Consider the following 15,422-nt stretch of genomic DNA (forward strand, 5'->3'; position numbering starts at 1 on the left):
TTGATTCTATTAAATTCACGTTATAATTTGATTTTTATTATGCTTTATTTAATTTATGGCTTTTACGATTGCATCACAGATTACATTTGAAGAAGAAATTAAAAAAAGCAGATTTCAGGCTATCGCTGCGCCAGTAGAAAATGAACAGCAAGTTAAAGAATTTTTAGAACTCAATAAAGACATTTCTACAACTCACCAATGTTGGGCGTGGAAAATTGGCCATAACGTACGCTTTAATGATGACGGCGAACCGTCAGGAACAGCAGGCCGTCCAATCTTAGCCACCATTGAAGGGAATGACCTGACGAATATTATTGTGATGGTTAACCGTTGGTATGGTGGAATAAAACTTGGAACAGGTGGCCTTGTTAGAGCATATGGCGGCTGTGCTGGGCAATGTTTACTTTTGGCTGAGCGTATTGAACTCATTGCAAAGAAAACGATTTACTTTTCTTGTCACTTTAATGAGTGGGCCATATTTCAATATGAGCTTACTCAACAACAAATTGAATATCAGGAAACCTACACTGCAACGGGTGTAGATATCGAAGCAAGGCTACAAATACATCAAATTGAACCGCTTGCTTTAAAACTTAGAGACGTCACGCGTGGTCGTGAAGAGTTAAAGATTGAAGAGGAATTAACTGATGACTGATTCCTTATTGAAATATCGTGAGCAACACAAGCACCGCTTAAACTATATGCCATGGTTATATTGGACTTTAAAACCGAAACATCGTGCTTGGGCCGAAGAATGGCAAAAAGAATATCAAGCTTATTTGATGGACATGGAAACTGTTGAGATTGGTGAAAACTGTTTTATTTCACCGTTAGCTCATATTTTTGCTGAGCCGGGACGCAAAATTATCATTGGTGATAATTGCTTTATCGCAGCAGATTGTAGTTTGCATGGACCACTTGAAATTGGTAATGAGGTCGCGATAAATCATCATTGTATTTTAGATGGTGGGCGAGCCGGCATAAAATTGCATGACCAAGTTCGTATTGCAGCATATTGTCATTTATATGCATTTGATCATGGGATGCAGTTAGACCGTCCACTTTACCAACAGCCTGTCACTTCTAAAGGAATTGAAGTTGAGCAGGACGTTTGGTTGGGTGCACATGTGGGTATTAAAGACGGTATTAAAATAGGAAAACATGCCGTAGTCGGGATGAATAGTATGGTGACCAAAGATGTTGAGCCTTACCATATTGTTGGTGGAAATCCCGCAAAATTTATTCGTTTAAGAGAATAATGCAGTCTTAAGAATGTAATAAAATGTTTGATCTTTAAACAAAAAAGTTGATTTTTATACATAAACCTTAACATACCAATTTTTATCTATGTTAAGTTAAAGCTAAGTTTTAAGAATAATCTCCAAGGCAATAGACCTGAAGAAGAGAGGCTAACATGAACCGTGTTATTGCGTGTATTGACTCATCACCGTGTATTAATGCTATTGCCGATGCAGCAGCATGGGTTGCTAAAGCAACCGGACGGGAACTTGTATTATTACAAATTCTAGATTATTACCCAGCCAGTTATCATCTTGGTGAAATTAGTGGGGTAATTGGCTTTGAAAGCAATGCAATGCTGCTAAAAGAGTTAGCTGAGCTGGAACAAAAACAAAGTGAACTCGCTTTAGACTATAGCAATAATTTACTCCGTCATATTTCGGATCTTATTCAAGAAAAACACGGAATTACGAGTTCAAAAATTCAAGAAAAAGGCGATTTTTTAGAGCAAAGTTTTAATCTTTTGCATGAAAATGACATCGTCATTTTAGGTCGAGTTGGGGAGCGGGCTGCCGAGAAACAGAAACCAATCGGTAGTAATGTTGAAAACTTTATCCGTGGTGCTAACTGTACAGTTTTAACTATTGGTGAAAACTTTAAAGTACCAACCCGTTTTATCTTTGCCTATGAATATTCACCAACTTGTCAAAAAATGATGCGCCGAATTGCTCAAAGTGATTTATTGCGAACACTGCAATGTCATTTGGTATATGTAGGTGATCATCCAGAAATATTAAATGAACCTGAGCATTACCTGAAACAAGCGGGCATTGATGTTGTGACCGTATATCGCTATGGTGATGTTGCACAAAATATTTTAGAGTACCAACAAGAACACGGTATTCAAATTATTGTGCTAGGGGCATTTAGTCATAGCAAGATTCATCAATTCTTCTTAGGAAGTATTGCGACAACCATATTCCGAAACGCGACTGTACCGTTACTTGTGGCTAAATGATGAGATTTCCATATAGTTATCCGCAAATCTTGTGGATAACTATATGGAAAAGCAACAGTAATAAAAGTAATTTATTGATTATAAATAATAAAATAAAAAAGATGATTTTTTAACCATTATTTCACAATTGCAATTGCGAAGCCATCATGGCCTTTTGAGCCGACTGTTTGTAAGGCTGTACAAGACAATATTTGTGGATGATTTTCGAGAGCTTTAAACATTTCACGGATGCCTTCAATACTCGGTTTTTTATTGTCTGGATTTAAAATATCACCTGCGCGAATTACATTATCAAGCACAATAATCGTACCTGATCTAGAGAATTTTAGGCTCAATTCTAAATATTCAGGATAACCCTGTTTATCTGCATCAATGAAAATGAAATCAAAAGGCTCGATAGATTGAGGATCAATTGCAGACAGAATATCAGCGGCGCGGCCAGCTTTAAGATCGACTTTTACCGGAAGGTTAGCATGGTCAATATTTTTTTGAGCCATTTCTGCATGAGTAGCACGGCCTTCAATTGTGAGTAAATAACCATCTTCAGGTAAAGCACGACCCAACCAGATGGTACTGTATGCAGCAAAGGTACCAATTTCTAAGACTCGTTTGCATTTATTCATTTGAATAAGCATCTGCAAGAACATACCTTGGTTAGGTGCCACTGCAAGATGATTTGAAAAGCCGTGTTCATCGGTATTCTTTAATGCATATTCGAGTCGCGGGTCTTCAGGAATTAAATGTGAATCGATATATTGGTCAATGTCTGTCCACATCTGCTGCATAATCAAATTTACCTATATGTTGATCGGGCTATTTTAAACGTTTATGCATAGAGTGCAAAAATCTTCGTTTCAAGAAATTTTGGTTGATTGAGAAATGAACAATAAAAAAACTCCTTTCAGTTGAAAGGAGTTTTTGGAATTAGAAATTACACATCGAACTGTTTCGGGTGAGGTCTGGCCCCCAAGTACGATAGCCTTGAGTATCAATATGAATTTGCCCAGAGCTATATAAGCCAATACCCATATTTAAGCTTTGGCCATGCTGAGCCCAGAACTGACAAAGTTTAAATTTGGTATTTTCAATAAATGCATAATCTTGAGCTTGTGGGAACTCAGGGCCAATACGGAAATCGATTGCCGAGTTAAATAAATGTTTAGATGAGCTTGCGCCACCAGCACATTCATTTAAAGGTAAGTCACGGTAAACCGAGGTTACTTCAAAGTCAGTTAAAACTTTTGCTGCAACTAAATATTTAAATACGCGTAGGGTTGATAAAGAATTTCCCCAAAGTTCGCGATTAGGTACGGCATATTCTGAGCGGCCACATTTTTGCCAATCACGTGCTGAGCGTAATAACTCAAAACTTGGCACAATGCCTGCGACGTTGTTTCGGGTTAAGAAGTTTTCGTACTCACGAACACGTTGGTAATTTTCACCAGAACTTAACCAGCCTCGATAAGACGCAGGCTCAACTTTAGGGGGGATCGGGCGCTCGATAATAACGCGCTCTTGTGGAATAAAGATTCGTTTACCACTTGGAGAGGTTTTGCCTGTTGTTGTGTGTTGGGGAGAGCTGACACAACCTACCATAACCGCTGGGATTATGCATAAGGGCACCAGACTCTGCAAAAACTTCCGCATAAGAAAAATTAAGCACTTATAAATATTGCGGCTATTTTAATGCAAAACAGTGCACAAATTACGAGGAATTTGCAATGAAATGTTTGAATAGGGTATAAAAAAGATCAGCGGTTGCTGATCTTTTTTGAAATTACTTTTCAAGATATTGTAATTTATCAGGTTTGCCGTTCCATTCTTCACGGTCAGCTGGTTGGTCACCAATTTGAGTAATGTTAGGCCATTTTTGAGAAAGATCAGCATTTAATTCAATAAACACTTCTTGACCTTCTGGTAACTCATCTTCAGAGAAAATTGCATTTGCCGGGCACTCTGGTTCACATAATGCACAGTCAATACATTCATCCGGATTAATCACTAGGAAATTCGGACCTTCGTAGAAACAGTCAACAGGACAAACTTCTACGCAATCTTGGTATTTACATTTAATACAATTTTCAGTGACAACAAAGGTCATGGCGACAGCTACCTAAAAAATATGGTTTCATTTCGAATAGCTTATTTTAGGCAAAAAAGGGGTAAACAAACAATTGCTTTTATTGATATTCTTTATTCATGCATATGAAGATAAGTTAATACGTTGATAATCAAACAAATCTTTCAGTCTTATGAACTGCTTGTCTATAAAATTAAAATAATAATATATTTTATAAAACAATAACTTAAAAATTATTTTATTTAATTATTTAGATGTCATTTAAGTCAAGGCATCTATTTTAATAAATACCTTAACTTTTCATTTTTTCTTTTACAAATTTTGATTTTCAGCTTTTTGGGCTGAAAATCCTTAAATATTTAGAGCTAAACGTTACACAGTAAATGAATATCTTCTGGTTCGAGCTGCCAAAGTTGTTGATCTGGAGCACTTAGAGGTTGTGCTCCATGCTTCATATAGAAGTCTACAGTGCGCCGACTCGGGGTTGCTGAAATATACAGTTGTTTTGCACAGAGTTGCTTGGCGGACTCTTTTGCGGCTTGCATAAGCTTAGCACCAATGCCTTGACCTTGTTGGTCTGCATCGACATAGAAATAGTGAAGTAATTTCGCTTGCGGGTAGTCCGTTATAAGTTGATTTGAGACTACGCTCACACCAACGAGTTTTTTAGAAGCATCAAATGCGCCGATAAATATTGAACCTTGTTCATAGAGCTGTTTCAGTTTAGGTGGGTCATTTTCTAGATGATATGAGTCCCAATGTTGTACATCAAAAAAACAATCAACTAAGTCTAGATGCTGCTGTTTTTGTATGTAGTTTTGAGTAATTAATTCACGGCGGCTAATCTGCTGCCAAATAAGATCGATTTCTGAATATTGCAAAGATCTTAAGATCATATAAAAATTATTCTCCGATGTGAATAAGCAGACCTAAGCCTGCTTATTCAGACGTGATTTATTAAGATTTCAGCGCAGCTTTCAGCTCATAGAGTTGTTCAAGCGCCTGACGAGGCGATAAGTTGTCGACTTCAATTTGCTTAAGTAAATCTAGAGCAGGGGATGAAACTTCGATCTCGACAACTTTCTCTATGATTTGTGAACCAGAGTTTGCATCTGGTGGAGCAAACAAATCATTTTGAAAGCTGGTTTGTAGATGTTGCTGCTGCTGTTTTTCCAAAATGCGTAAACGCTTTTGTGCTTCTTTAATAACATTGGCAGGAATACCCGCTAATTTTGCAACCTGTAAACCATGGCTTTGACTTGCAGGACCCTGCTGAACCTTATGCAATAAAATCAGATTGCCGTTAAGCTCTTGCGCCGTAACATGATAGTTATCAATTCCTGCTTCACTACCAAGTTCAGTTAACTCGAAATAATGAGTGGCAAATAAGCATAAACATTTTACGCGCTTTGTTAAATCAACCACGCATGCCCATGCTAAAGATAAACCATCATAGGTACTGGTTCCGCGGCCAACTTCATCCATTAAAACCAGCGATTGATTGGTGGCATGGTGCAGAATTTGCGAAGTTTCTGTCATCTCAACCATAAAGGTAGATTTGCCTGTAGATAAATCATCGGCTGAACCAATACGAGTGAAAATTCGGTCAATTGGACCAAGCTTCGCTGCTTTAGCTGGAACATAGCTACCGCAATAAGCAAGCAAACTAATTAATGCTGTTTGACGCATGAAGGTTGATTTACCGCCCATGTTTGGACCGGTAATAATTGCCATGCGGTGCTGAGCATCAAGGAAAGTATCATTTGGGGTAAATGGTGCTTTATTTAATGCTTCAACCACAGGGTGACGACCCGCCTGAATTTTAATGCCCGTTTCTGGGGTAAATTCAGGACGTGCCCAATTGTTTAGACGTGCTTGATGCGCAAAGTTTGCCACCACATCAATTTGAGCAATTGCTGAACTCATCATTTGTAAGTGAGCAATATTTTCACGAAGGTTTTCAAGCAAAGCTTCGAATAAAGCTTTTTCACGTGCTAATGCGCGCGACTCACTCGACAGGACTTTATCTTCAAAACTTTTTAGCTCTGGTGTAATGTAGCGCTCAGCATTCTTTAATGTTTGACGGCGAATATAGTCAGCAGGGGCTTGTTCTGCTTGAGCACGAGTCAATTCGATGTAGTAACCACTTACACGGTTATAGCCGATTTTAAGGGTGTTAATACCTGTGCGCTCGCGTTCTTTGATTTCTAAATCAATCAGGAATTGACCTGCATGATCGCGAATTTGGCGTAATTCATCAAGATCAGCATCATATCCTTCTGCAATTACATTGCCATCACGAAGTAATACGGGAGGATTTTCAACAATAGCTGCCATCAAATGTTGATGAAGCGCTTTAAAATCTCCAAGTTCTTGATCAAGCTGAACTAATAACTTAGATTTTTTCGCTTGAATGACTGGATTTAACGCCGTTCTTAAAGCTGGAATTTGTGCACATGCATGACGAAGCTGAACTAAATCGCGTGGTCGTGCACTGCCCAATGCTACACGGCTAAGCACACGTTCAATATCGCCAATTTCTTTAAGCACTAAACGAACAGGACTTTCAGGGTAGCCTTGAATGAGTTGCTCAATAGCATCTAAACGAGCATCGAGTAAGGCCGTATCCCGAACAGGTTGCATGAGTGTGCGGCTGAGTAAACGACCACCCATTGCAGTTTGGCAATCATTTACCAGTTGGAATAATGATGTTCCATGTTCAAATAGTGGCTCGATAATTTCTAGGTTACGGCGCGTGATTGGGTCGAGCGCAATAAAGTCTGTACTTTGTTCAAGTTGGATTGAACGGATATGTGGTAATGCAGTTTTTTGTGTTTCTTTTGCATAGTGAATGAGTGCAGCAGCAGCAGCTTTAGCTAAAGGTAATGGGTCTAAACCAAAACCTGAAAGCGTTGATACCGTAAATTGGTCACATAAAGTTTTTTGTGCGTTATTGAGATTGAAGTCTACATTTGGACGTTTGGTAACAGGGCATTCTAAGTGTTTTTTAATTTGCTCGATAATATTTGTGTCGACCAAGTCTTCATCAATCAAGATTTCACTTGGCATTAAACGTGCAAGCTCAATAGGCAATTGTTCGGGCTTGTAATCTTGTTGTTGAACTTTAAAAATGCCTGCACTTAAGTCGAGTAACGCAAAACCAATCTGGTTTTGATGAATGCATAATGAAACGAGATTAGAGGATTGATAACTGCTGAGTAATGCATCATCAGTTAAAGTACCAGGGGTCAGAATACGAACAACTTTACGATCAACTGGACCTTTACCTGTCACTTCTCCCACTTGTTCGCAAATGGCTACAGTTCGCCCAGCTTTGACAAGACGTGCAAGATAACCTTCTGCCGAATGATAGGGAACGCCTGCCATTGGAATCGGGTTGCCGTTTGCTTTACCACGATGGGTTAAGGTAATACCTAAAAGTTTAGCTGCTAAATGGGCATCTTCAAAGAATAGTTCATAAAAGTCGCCCATACGATAAAACAGCAACGCATGTTGATAGTCTTTTTTAACCTTGAGATATTGCTGCATCATTGGAGTGTGGGTGGAGAGATCAGCCATGATTTCAGCGCTATTCATGCGTAATAAACCCTTAAAAAATCAATAATATTTTACGTTTGGTCATCTAGCCAATTCTAACAACTTCTGTGTGAATTGGACTTAATCAAAGAAAAAAGTATACCTTTTAGTGTACCTTTTTTATGTCCAAATTGAGTCAACAGTGTGTGAGAGCTTAACTTAATTCCTCACGGTTGCCATCTTAACAAATTGAGACTGATTGGCAAAAAGGATTCCTAAAATGAACGAGGAAATAAACAGCAAAAAGAAAGTGACCTTATCAGCTCAAACTCTCACTTAATTTCTGCTGCATGAAATCAATGAGTGCTCTTGTTTTAGCGGGTAAGTAACGACGATTTGAATAAAGTGCGAACAATTGCAATGGGGCTGCCGATTGTTCAAACTCAATCTCGATTAAACGTCCATTGCTAATGTATGGATGGCAGACTTGTTTCGATAGAATTGCAAACCCGACACCTGATATCGCAGCTTGTCCAGCCATCTCTCCACTGTTTACCCGATAATGTCCTTTAACCTTGATGGTCTCGAATTCCCCCTTTTTATTGACAAATTGCCAAGGAGCACCTTTAAGTGCACTTACTGTTGTAATACAGGGTAATTCTTCAAATTGCTGGATATCAGTTGGGGTGCCGTAACGCTGAATGAGGGATGGGGCTGCAACAATGGTGCAAGGGATAGTCACCAGATGACGAGCGATGTAGTCACTGTTTTCCATCTGACCACGGGTAATAATGATAGCTAAATCCAGATCATCTCGCAGAGATTCGAAACCTGACAAATTGGTAATACAGCTGATCTCAAGGTCTGGGTGCTGACAGGCAAAATCAGCAATAACAGAACCCAGCAATGCAGGACCTATTTCATTGGGAATACAGATTCGCAATGGGCCTTTGAGTTGCATTTGCCGCAACGTTAATTCTGTCTCAGTTTGCTCAAGTGCTTCCAGTAATGGCTTTGCTCGAGTGTAGAGTAGCTGCCCCGCCTGAGTGAGTTTCATATGTCGGGTGCTACGCTCAATGAGCTGAAGATCCAGTTTTTCTTCTAACTGAGAAATACAGCGACTAACGTTTGATGTCGGCATTTCAAGGATTTTCGATGCTCCAACAAAACTTTCTCTTTCAACCACCGCAATGAACACTTTCAGGGTATTAAAATCCAGAGCAGGACGCATTAATTATCCCATATTTGATAATAATAAGTGCCATTTCTACCATATAATAAACATCATTGATAGTAGCTAAACTCGGATATCTTTCATCCATAGGTTGCTTGCTATGCTCCCAGTCATGCAGATATTTAATCATAAAGCTCTCATGCGGATAGCCCTTGTAATTGCTTTTGTCCAGTTCACCAATGCACTGGAATATATGGTGTTCAATCCTGTTTTTGTTTTTATGGCAACAGATTTCGCAGTACCAGTATCATTCTCAGGCTATGTGTCCGGCATGTACACACTAGGTGCCGTCCTTTCGGGAATTATTGCTTTTTACTGGATTGATCATTTCAATAAAAAGCGGTTTTTAATTATCAATATGGCGCTATTAGGCCTTCTGACATTTTTGACTACATGTACATCCAGTTTTAGTCTTCTGCTTGCACTTCGATTTTGTGCAGGATTAGTTGGCGGCACGACAATGGGTGTGGGTATAAGTATATTAATAAACAACGCACCGCCTAACTTACGGGGGGAAATGTTGGCGACGGTGATCGCGTCATTTTCAATAGTAAGTATTGTCGGAATGCCCACGATATTATTTCTATGCACTCACTATGGTTGGCATGTGGCTTTGTGGCTTATAAGTGCTTTATGTGTGTTGGCATTGCCATTGATTGTATCCATCATTCCCCAAGACCCAGTTTCTTTAGATACGTTCCCTAAGCTGCCTCTAGATATGGAAACTTTACTGTTCGCTTCCAGTAATGCACTTGTACAGTTTAGTCCTATGCTGGTTATTCCTATTTTGGCACCCTTAATGATACAGCAGTTGGGTGCTTCCCAAGATCTACTGCCTTGGCTCTTCTTTAGCGGGGGCGTGATAGGTTATCTGTCTACAAAAATCACAGGGGCGTTAACCTCCCGTTTTTCTGCTTTAATGCTGGCTACAGCTTCAACGATCGTCTTTATACTGAGTTTGCTGATACTAATTTTAGGCTATCCGCATGCAACGTTATTTATTAGTTTATTTCTCGGTGCATCTTACAGTCGTTTGGTGTCATCTTCGGTGGTTTCGATTCAGTTTCCTGATGATAGACAACGAGCTGGATTTTCTTCATTACAGACCTCAATCATGTATCTGGTTACAACCATCGCATTTTTCCTGTCTGCTTTTTTATTACCTGATCATGGCATGACACCACAAAATCTAAACAAGTTACTGGTGATATGTGCAATTTCCGCAGCAGGATTTCCAATTCTCATTATTATTCTGCAAAAGAAACTGGCTAAACGTTTTCATCCAACATAACTCTAAAGTCGCTATTTTCGATCCATTAAAAGAACAACGACTAATGTAATATAAAAAAACTGATGGATATTAGCTATCCATCAGTTTGAGTTATATTTATAAATCACGAGCAACTAAAGTTAAAATGTCGTAGGTTGCGACAAGTTCACCACGTTGGTTTTTGACTTTAATATCCCACACCACAACGCCATGTGCAGGCTGAGACGGATCTTTTTGTGGCTTAGGCGTTTTTTGCTTACAGGTCAATTCAACCTGAATAGAGTCACCAATTTTAACTGGTTCAACAAAGCGTAAGTTGTCCATACCATAATTGGCAATCACAGGGCCTTGTGCTGCATCTACAAATAGACCTGCTGCGGCAGACACAATGAAGTAGCCATGTGCAACACGCTCACCAAAGAAAGATTCGGCAGCTGCAATTTTGTCAGTATGTGCATAGAAATAGTCACCGCTTAAACCAGCAAAGTTAACAATATCTGCTTCGCTTACGGTGCGACGCGCCGTTAATAAACGTTCACCAATCACTAATTCATCAAACGACTTTTTAAATGGATGTACACGGTCTTCGTTAACTTTTGAACCAGCAGTCCACGAGTGAGTAATTTGCGTCAAGCTATTTGGAGAACCTTGAATTGCAGTGCGCTGCATATAATGTTTAACCGCGCGAATACCCCCTAACTCTTCACCGCCACCTGCACGACCAGGACCACCGTGTACTAAATGCGGAAGTGGTGAACCATGTCCGGTACTTTCTTTTGCTGACTCTGCATCGAGTACATGTACACGCCCATGCCAAGGCGCAATTTTTTGGATAATCTGCTCAATATTCTCATCGTTATTTTTAACGACAGAAGCCACTAGGCTGCCTTCACCACGTGAAACAAGGTCAGCTAGTTCTTCAATGTTTTGATATGGCATGAGTGTACATACCGGACCGAAAGCTTCTGTGGTATGAACATTCGTCGCTTGTAAAGGCTGTTCGCACACCAATAAAGTTGGAGCGAAAAAAGCACCTTTTTCAGGATGGTCTGCATTAAATGTAAAACTATCGTTGCCACCAAAAACAATTTTTGCGTCTTTGCTGAGCTCGGCAACTTTTTCTGCAACGTCATGTTTTTGTTTTATGCTCGCTAAAGCACCCATGGTTGTTTCTTCTTTTTGAGGGTCACCCACTACAACTTTAGCAAGCTTGGCAGTTAGCTTCTCTTGTACAGTAGTTAACAAGTTGTCAGGAACAAATGCACGACGAATTGCAGTACATTTTTGGCCTGCTTTTGTGGTCATTTCACGGAAGACTTCACGCACAAATAAATCAATCGTTTCTTCATTTGCCTCAGGGCTTAAAATTGCACTGTTTACCGAGTCGGCTTCCATGCTAAATGGAATCGAATATTTATTGAGGTGAGGGTGGTTACGCAGTTTTTGACCTGTGTAAGCAGAACCTGTAAACGTAACACAGTCTTGTGGACCTAAGTGGTCGAACAAGTCATAAGTCTGACCGCAAATAAGTTGTAGCGAGCCTTTTGGTAATACATGGGCTTCTTCAATGGCTTTTACAACCGCTTGAGTTAATTGAGAACCATCTGTTGCAGGTTTCACAATACATGGCACACCTGCAAGTAGCGTCGGTGCAATCTTTTCAAGCATTCCCCAAATTGGGAAGTTAAATGCGTTGATGTGAACGGCAACACCTGCTTTAGGACTTAAAATGTGTTTAGCACCAAAAGTTCCATTTTTAGATAATTGAATCCAGCTATCTTCAGTAATAATTTTTTCGTCATTGAGTTCACGGCGAACCAGACTTGAATAAGCAAATAACGTCTGGATGCCACCTTCAATATCAATCCATGCATCTTTACGAGTTGCGCCTGTGGCATAAGCAAGTTTGTAGAACTCTTCTTTACGCTCAAGCAAATGTTGGGCAATTTGTTTTAACGCATTAGCACGTTGGTGGAATGTCCAGTTAGCCAGTTCTGAACCATTTTGTTTGGCATATTGAACAACACGTTTCATATCAATGCCATGACTACTTACGGCATAAATCGATTCACCTGTAATAGCATGATAAACAGGGCGCAGTTCTTCACTGGTCGAATGCCATGTTCCATAGACAGAAGAAGCAAGATGAGGCAGTTGATGCCCAGACTGCTGAAAATCTGTGTCAGTTGAGGTTCCTTCTAGGTGTGCTTGTTCAAGCATGACCAAACTCCTTTTTTTATGTGATACGTCAATTATAAAAATTGAAAAAATATGATTCATAATTTCAGATTAATTTGTCTAAAAGTCAACTTTATTTTGATTTGTAAAAGTAAAAAGGTTTTTTGTTTTTAATTAAATTTAATTTATTTCAAATATTTATTGTGTTTTTGTAGGTCTAATTTAATTTGATACTAAAAAAGTGATTGACTTTGTTTTTAGTGTATCGAAAAATAGATTTAAGGGTGATACCTACAGGGAATGAAAGAATGGAAAACAACTACCAGAAATTTGAACAAAATATTGCCAATGAAATTACGATCGAGGCTAAGGATCAAATGCCCGATGCCTACCGCAAAACATTGATTCGTCAAATTGGGCAACATGGCCATTCTGAAATTGTAGGTATGTTGCCTGAAGGGAACTGGATTACTCGTGCGCCAACTTTAAAACGTAAAGCGGTTTTGCTCGCGAAAGTGCAAGATGAAGCGGGTCATGGTTTGTATTTGTACAGTGCAGCAGAAACTTTAGGCGCTGACCGTGATGACATGATGGAAAAATTAATTGATGGGAAAATGAAATACTCATCAATTTTTAACTATCCAACTTTGACTTGGGCAGATGTTGCTGCGATTGGCTGGCTTGTCGATGGGGCAGCCATTGTGAACCAAGTTGCGCTTTGCCGTACGTCTTACGGGCCATATGCACGTGCAATGGTACGTATTTGTAAAGAAGAAAGTTTCCACCAACGCCAAGGTTTTGAAGCCATGATGGCTTTAGCAGGCGGTACACCAGAACAAAAACAGATGGCACAAGATGCGGTAAATCGCTACTGGTGGCCAGCACTCATGATGTTTGGTCCAAGTGATGAGCATTCTCCAAACAGCGCGCAAAGCATGGCATGGAAAATCAAACGCTTTAGTAACGATGAATTACGTCAAAAGTTTGTTGATAACACTGTGCCGCAAATTTTACAGCTGGGTTTGGAAGTACCAGACCCAGATTTAAAACTGAATGAAGAAACAGGCCACTACGAGTTTGGCGAGATCGACTGGCACGAATTTAATGAAGTGATTGCCGGACGTGGACCATGTAATCACGAGCGTATCGAAGCACGCCGTAAAGCATGGGAAAACGGCAAATGGGTTCGTGATGCAGCAGTAGTCTACGCGAAAAAACAGCAGCTTGAAGCGAACAAAGTGGCTTAACAAGATTTATGGAAAAATTTGAGGAAATCAAAATGGAAGATAAAAACAACTGGTCGCTCTACGAAGTATTTGTACGTAGTAAACAAGGCTTAAGCCACCGTCACGTAGGCAGCTTAAGAGCACCTGATGATGAAATCGCACTTCAACATGCACGCGATGTTTATACACGTCGTAATGAAGGAATCAGCATTTGGGTGGTTCGTTCTGAACTGATTAAGTCATCACAGCCAGATGAAAAAGCTGAATTTTTCGATCCCTCTTTAGACAAGGTTTATCGTCATCCGACTTTCTACCATATCCCAGATGGCATTGAGCACATGTAAGGGAGATGACACATGAATCATTCAGTTTTATCTAAATTCTTATTGCATATTGGCGACAGTCAACTGGTTTTATCTCAGCGTTTGGCTGAGTGGTGTGGGCATGCACCTGAGCTTGAAGTTGATATTGCCTTAGCAAACATCGGTTTGGACTTATTAGGTCAGGCAAGAAACTTTCTGACTTTGGCTGGTCAATATGATGAAGCTAAACGTGATGAAGATCAGCTTGCATATTTCCGTACAGAACGTGAGTTTTTAAACCTATTGTTATGCGAACAACCGAATGGTGATTTTGCTCAAACGATTGTACGCCAGTGGTTGATGGACCATTACCATCTTCATTTATTTACGGCTTTAACCCAGAGCTCACTTCCAGAAGTCAGTGCGCTTGCTGTGAAATCTTTAAAAGAAGTGAAATATCACATCCGCTTTTCAACAAGCTGGATGGAACGTTTAAGTTTAAGCACAGATGAAGCGCATCAACGTGTACAAGACGGTTTAAATAATTTATGGCGCTTTACTGCTGAGTTATTTGAACTCAATGCAGACGAGCAAGCACTAGTTGCAGAAGGCGTGATTCCAGATTTTTCAAATGAAAAAGAACAATGGAACCAAACCATTGCAGATGAGCTTAAGCGCTTTGAATTAAATGTTGCTGTGAACGGTGCTTATCGTCGTGGTGCAAAACAAGGATTGCATACTGAGCATTTAGGTTATTTGTTGGCTGAAATGCAAAGTATTCAAAGAACTTATCCGGGAATGACCTGGTAAGACAAGGAGGTGAGCCATGCAAATGATTCGTCATTGCATCGACCAATGTTGGGATGTTCTACAAACGGTAAGTGACCCTGAAATTCCGGTTTTATCGGTTGTTGATTTAGGCATGATTCGCGGTGTAGAGATTAACGATCAACAAGAAATTATTGTTCGTCTAACTCCGACATATAGCGGTTGCCCAGCAACAGATATGTTGAAAGCACAAATTGCTGAAGCCTTTACCGCAGAAGCTTTGACACCAGTCAAAGTGATGGTCGATTTGTCAGAAGCATGGACCACGGACTGGATGTCTGAAGCGGGTAAAAAGAAACTGCAAGTTTATGGCATTGCACCACCAGAAGGGTTGGCGCATCAGTGTGGGACTCATGTTCACTTAAATGATGGTGTCGAGTGCCCACGTTGTAAAAGCCGACACACCCGACTGTTAACAGAGTTTAGTTCTACCGCCTGTAAAGCACTTTATAAATGTCAGGACTGTCTTGAGCCTTTTGATTACTTCAAATGTATTTAAGTCTTTAGATA

At 39.8% G+C, this 15,422-nt stretch carries 15 protein-coding genes; 8 read left to right on the forward strand and 7 right to left on the reverse strand.

All coding sequences use genetic code 11. From position 1 onward, the window contains the following. The first annotated feature begins 55 nt into the window (after positions 1-55). The 3 genes from F886_RS08405 to F886_RS08415 all read left to right on the forward strand — a co-directional run bounded on the left by F886_RS08405 (position 56) and on the right by F886_RS08415 (position 2,257). Positions 56-655 (forward strand): IMPACT family protein, encoded by a 600-nt coding sequence (locus F886_RS08405; protein ID WP_004793414.1) that lies wholly within the window; start codon positions 56-58, stop codon positions 653-655. Then, on the forward strand, positions 648-1,259 hold the full coding sequence (locus F886_RS08410; RefSeq protein WP_005303760.1) for an acyltransferase: 612 nt from the start codon (positions 648-650) through the stop codon (positions 1,257-1,259). Before F886_RS08405 ends, F886_RS08410 begins: the two co-directional genes overlap by 8 nt. Before the next feature lie 155 nt (positions 1,260-1,414). Then, positions 1,415-2,257 carry a universal stress protein gene (locus F886_RS08415; RefSeq protein WP_005303762.1) on the forward strand — a complete coding sequence of 281 codons (843 nt, stop codon included), beginning with the start codon at positions 1,415-1,417 and terminating at the stop codon, positions 2,255-2,257. A gap of 116 nt (positions 2,258-2,373) precedes the next feature. Here F886_RS08415 and F886_RS08420 read toward each other — a convergent pair whose 3' ends face one another. From F886_RS08420 to F886_RS08445, 6 genes are all read right to left on the reverse strand, one after another. Beyond that, a complete protein-coding gene (locus F886_RS08420) occupies positions 2,374-3,042 on the reverse strand; it encodes an O-methyltransferase (RefSeq protein WP_005303764.1) in 669 nt (222 codons plus the stop codon). Between the two features lie 139 nt (positions 3,043-3,181). Further along, positions 3,182-3,904: a D-Ala-D-Ala carboxypeptidase family metallohydrolase gene (locus tag F886_RS08425; protein ID WP_174746768.1), complete on the reverse strand. Its 723-nt coding sequence runs from the start codon at positions 3,902-3,904 to the stop codon at positions 3,182-3,184. A gap of 130 nt (positions 3,905-4,034) precedes the next feature. Continuing rightward, positions 4,035-4,358, reverse strand: a complete 324-nt coding sequence (gene fdxA, locus F886_RS08430) for a ferredoxin FdxA (RefSeq protein ID WP_003650851.1) — start codon at positions 4,356-4,358, stop codon at positions 4,035-4,037. A gap of 344 nt (positions 4,359-4,702) precedes the next feature. Then, on the reverse strand, positions 4,703-5,233 hold the full coding sequence (locus F886_RS08435; protein ID WP_005303766.1) for a GNAT family N-acetyltransferase: 531 nt from the start codon (positions 5,231-5,233) through the stop codon (positions 4,703-4,705). A gap of 61 nt (positions 5,234-5,294) precedes the next feature. Further along, positions 5,295-7,934 (reverse strand): DNA mismatch repair protein MutS, encoded by a 2,640-nt coding sequence (gene mutS, locus F886_RS08440; protein WP_005303769.1) that lies wholly within the window; start codon positions 7,932-7,934, stop codon positions 5,295-5,297. A gap of 259 nt (positions 7,935-8,193) precedes the next feature. Continuing rightward, positions 8,194-9,105, reverse strand: coding sequence for a LysR family transcriptional regulator (locus tag F886_RS08445; RefSeq protein WP_005303771.1), 912 nt, complete (start codon positions 9,103-9,105; stop codon positions 8,194-8,196). Between the two features lie 103 nt (positions 9,106-9,208). Here F886_RS08445 and F886_RS08450 point away from each other — a divergent pair, with 103 nt between their 5' ends. After that, entirely contained in the window at positions 9,209-10,399 is a 1,191-nt protein-coding gene (locus F886_RS08450) for an MFS transporter (RefSeq protein WP_005303773.1), read from the forward strand. Between the two features lie 96 nt (positions 10,400-10,495). Here the strand turns inward: F886_RS08450 and paaZ are convergent, their stop codons facing one another. Then, positions 10,496-12,598 (reverse strand): phenylacetic acid degradation bifunctional protein PaaZ, encoded by a 2,103-nt coding sequence (gene paaZ / locus F886_RS08455; RefSeq protein ID WP_005303775.1) that lies wholly within the window; start codon positions 12,596-12,598, stop codon positions 10,496-10,498. A gap of 266 nt (positions 12,599-12,864) precedes the next feature. Here paaZ and paaA point away from each other — a divergent pair, with 266 nt between their 5' ends. The 4 genes from paaA to paaD are packed head-to-tail and all read left to right on the forward strand — an operon-like array spanning position 12,865 to position 15,411. Beyond that, on the forward strand, positions 12,865-13,803 hold the full coding sequence (gene paaA / locus F886_RS08460; protein WP_004793398.1) for a 1,2-phenylacetyl-CoA epoxidase subunit PaaA: 939 nt from the start codon (positions 12,865-12,867) through the stop codon (positions 13,801-13,803). A 32-nt stretch (positions 13,804-13,835) separates the two neighbouring features. Beyond that, positions 13,836-14,126 (forward strand): 1,2-phenylacetyl-CoA epoxidase subunit PaaB, encoded by a 291-nt coding sequence (gene paaB, locus F886_RS08465; protein WP_000389648.1) that lies wholly within the window; start codon positions 13,836-13,838, stop codon positions 14,124-14,126. Between the two features lie 12 nt (positions 14,127-14,138). Beyond that, entirely contained in the window at positions 14,139-14,894 is a 756-nt protein-coding gene (gene paaC, locus F886_RS08470; protein ID WP_005303777.1) for a 1,2-phenylacetyl-CoA epoxidase subunit PaaC, read from the forward strand. A gap of 16 nt (positions 14,895-14,910) precedes the next feature. Continuing rightward, positions 14,911-15,411: a 1,2-phenylacetyl-CoA epoxidase subunit PaaD gene (paaD, locus tag F886_RS08475; protein ID WP_005303779.1), complete on the forward strand. Its 501-nt coding sequence runs from the start codon at positions 14,911-14,913 to the stop codon at positions 15,409-15,411. Positions 15,412-15,422: the final 11 nt, after the last annotated feature.

The sequence above is a fragment of the Acinetobacter sp. NIPH 542 genome (assembly GCF_000369825.1).
GTDB lineage: Bacteria > Pseudomonadota > Gammaproteobacteria > Pseudomonadales > Moraxellaceae > Acinetobacter > Acinetobacter oleivorans.

Excerpts from the sequence above, each read along its gene's own strand:
- F886_RS08410 (WP_005303760.1), top strand. The coding sequence starts at position 648 with ATGACTGATTCCTTATTGAAATATCGTGAGCAACACAAGCACCGCTTA.
- paaA (WP_004793398.1), top strand. The coding sequence starts at position 12,865 with ATGGAAAACAACTACCAGAAATTTGAACAAAATATTGCCAATGAAATT.
- F886_RS08450 (WP_005303773.1), top strand. The coding sequence starts at position 9,209 with ATGCTCCCAGTCATGCAGATATTTAATCATAAAGCTCTCATGCGGATA.
- F886_RS08425 (WP_174746768.1), bottom strand. The coding sequence starts at position 3,904 with ATGCGGAAGTTTTTGCAGAGTCTGGTGCCCTTATGCATAATCCCAGCG.
- F886_RS08445 (WP_005303771.1), bottom strand. The coding sequence starts at position 9,105 with ATGCGTCCTGCTCTGGATTTTAATACCCTGAAAGTGTTCATTGCGGTG.
- F886_RS08435 (WP_005303766.1), bottom strand. The coding sequence starts at position 5,233 with ATGATCTTAAGATCTTTGCAATATTCAGAAATCGATCTTATTTGGCAG.
- paaD (WP_005303779.1), top strand. The coding sequence starts at position 14,911 with ATGCAAATGATTCGTCATTGCATCGACCAATGTTGGGATGTTCTACAA.
- fdxA (WP_003650851.1), bottom strand. The coding sequence starts at position 4,358 with ATGACCTTTGTTGTCACTGAAAATTGTATTAAATGTAAATACCAAGAT.
- mutS (WP_005303769.1), bottom strand. The coding sequence starts at position 7,934 with ATGAATAGCGCTGAAATCATGGCTGATCTCTCCACCCACACTCCAATG.
- F886_RS08405 (WP_004793414.1), top strand. The coding sequence starts at position 56 with ATGGCTTTTACGATTGCATCACAGATTACATTTGAAGAAGAAATTAAA.
- paaB (WP_000389648.1), top strand. The coding sequence starts at position 13,836 with ATGGAAGATAAAAACAACTGGTCGCTCTACGAAGTATTTGTACGTAGT.
- F886_RS08420 (WP_005303764.1), bottom strand. The coding sequence starts at position 3,042 with ATGCAGCAGATGTGGACAGACATTGACCAATATATCGATTCACATTTA.
- F886_RS08415 (WP_005303762.1), top strand. The coding sequence starts at position 1,415 with ATGAACCGTGTTATTGCGTGTATTGACTCATCACCGTGTATTAATGCT.
- paaZ (WP_005303775.1), bottom strand. The coding sequence starts at position 12,598 with ATGCTTGAACAAGCACACCTAGAAGGAACCTCAACTGACACAGATTTT.
- paaC (WP_005303777.1), top strand. The coding sequence starts at position 14,139 with ATGAATCATTCAGTTTTATCTAAATTCTTATTGCATATTGGCGACAGT.